This is a genomic window from Pseudomonas sp. Sample_24 (assembly GCF_004307605.1).
In the GTDB taxonomy this organism is placed as follows: Bacteria; Pseudomonadota; Gammaproteobacteria; order Pseudomonadales; family Pseudomonadaceae; genus Aquipseudomonas.
In genome coordinates, this window is sequence record NZ_RCNW01000142.1 from 1 (window position 1) to 1,411 (window position 1,411).

The 1,411-nt window shown below is 57.4% G+C and carries 2 protein-coding genes; both read right to left on the minus strand.

Going from position 1 to position 1,411, the window contains the following annotated elements:
- The coding region (locus D8V06_RS06685; RefSeq protein WP_130930653.1) for an ABC transporter substrate-binding protein at nt 1-1,238 on the minus strand (1,238 nt) is incomplete at its 3' end.
- A gap of 47 nt (nt 1,239-1,285) precedes the next feature.
- On the minus strand, nt 1,286-1,411 hold a 126-nt coding region (locus D8V06_RS06690; protein WP_241667788.1), incomplete at its 5' end, for a DUF2160 family membrane protein.

The window sequence follows — 1,411 nt, forward strand, 5'->3', positions numbered from 1 at the left end:
TTCTCAGGCGTGGATTTCATGAACGTCCACGAACCCACGTCCTGATAGCCCAGCTTCATGCCCTCTTCCCAGTACGGTCCGCGTGGCGACGGCGCCATGCGCCATTTCGGCGTGCCATCGGCGTTCATCACCGCCAGACCCGGTTTGGTCATGTCGGCGGTAAATGCGGTGTACCAGAAAATCTGCTGGGCGATGTTGCCTTGGGATGGCACCGGCCCGGACTCGGAGAAGGTCATGCCCGCCGCTTCCGGTGGCGCGTACTTCTTCATCCAGTCCACGTATTTGGTGGTCGCGAACACCGCCGCCGGGCCGTTGGTGTCGCCGCCACGAGTCACGCTGGAACCGACCGGATGGCAATTCTCGACGCGGATACCCCACTCGTCCACCGGCAATCCGTTCGGAATACCCTTGTCGCCGCCACCGGCCATGGAGAACCAGGCATCGGTGAAGCGCCAGCCCAGGGAAGGGTCTTTCTTGCCGTAGTCCATGTGCCCGTAGACGCGTTTGCCGTCGATTTCCTTGACGTCTTCAGTGAAGAACTTGGCGATGTCTTCATAGGCTGACCAGTTCACCGGCACGCCCAATTCGTAGCCGTACTTTTCCTTGAACTTGGCTTTGAGGTCCGCACGTTCGAACCAGTCGGCGCGGAACCAGTACAGGTTGGCGAATTGCTGGTCAGGCAATTGGTAGATTTTGCCGTCCGGTGCGGTAGTGAAGGAGATGCCGATGAAGTCCTTGATATCCAGGGTCGGCGAAGTGAAGTTCTTGCCTTCGTTGGCCATCAGGTCGGTGATCGATTCAGTCTTGCCGTAGCGGAAGTGCGTACCGATCAAGTCCGAGTCGTTGACCCAGCCGTCATAGATGTTCTTGTCCGACTGCATCTGGGTCTGCAGCTTTTCCACCACGTCGCCTTCCTGCAGCAAGTCGTGGGTCAGCTTGATCCCGGTGATCTCACTGAAAGCCTTGGCCAGCACCTTGGACTCATACTCGTGAGTGGCGATGGTTTCCGATACCACTTTGATGCTCATCCCGCGAAACGGCTCCGCGGCCTTGATGAACCACTTCAGTTCTTCGAGTTGTTGATCGGCCGTCAGGGTGGACGGCTTGAATTCACTGCCGATCCATTTCTTTGCGGCATCTTCGTAGGCATCGGCCCAGGCCGAAGCGCTCAAACCGCTGAGTGCCAGCATGGCTGCCAATGAAATGCTATGTCGCAGCTTATTGTTTTTGTCGAACATAGAGACCTCCTGTTTAAGTTTCGGAGCAACATTGCCGAGCGATTCGACTAGCCCCAACGCATCACAGCCAACAGCCACACCAGGGACAACGCGAACGCTACCCAGATGCTCCAGTCGGTGACGCCGATTACCAGCAAATGCAGGTAGGCGCTGCCGAGAAGACCGATAAACAA